Below are 518 nucleotides of genomic sequence, written 5' to 3'. Positions count from 1 at the left end.
GGTCGGAGTGGCCGTGATGCAGCACGGCATCGAACACCACTTCGTCCTTGTTCCAGTCGGCAACGCGTTTGATCCGCGCCTGGACTTCCTTCGGCAGACGGGCGAACAACGCCTTGGTCAGCTCGGTTTCCGGCCACACCGCCGAACCGCCCACCGCCAGCACCGCCGCCAGTTGCGTCAGCAGATCACCTTCAACTTCCGCCAGGCACAGCACGTGCTCGCGCGGCAGGATGGCGTAGCTGTTTTTCTCGCCGGTCGGGCCAGCCAGCACGCGGGTGATGCCGCTCTGCGATTGCGCAGCGTATTGCACGCACAGGGGGCTCAGATCGGCAAACTTGTTGTTGTCGGCCCAGGCTTTCAGCGCGTTCAACGATTGGCTCATGGCATCGCGCAAGCGCACGTCCGGGGCGCTGATGGCGTCACCGCGAGCGAAGGATTGCTCGATTGCGTCGCTAGGGCGCGTCGACAGCAGGCGGTACAGATACAGCGGGCCGCCGGCTTTCGGGCCAGTACCCGAC

1 pseudogene is annotated in these 518 nt (G+C 65.1%); it reads right to left on the bottom strand.

Going from position 1 to position 518, the window contains the following annotated elements:
- Positions 1 to 518: pseudogene (locus J5M56_RS24295) on the bottom strand (trifunctional transcriptional regulator/proline dehydrogenase/L-glutamate gamma-semialdehyde dehydrogenase); the annotation flags it as partial.

This window comes from Pseudomonas sp. 51_B, assembly GCF_017491595.1.
Lineage (GTDB): Bacteria > Pseudomonadota > Gammaproteobacteria > Pseudomonadales > Pseudomonadaceae > Aquipseudomonas > Aquipseudomonas promysalinigenes.
Note: the sequence above shows the minus strand (reverse complement) of the source record. Positions and strands in the feature narration are given on the sequence as shown.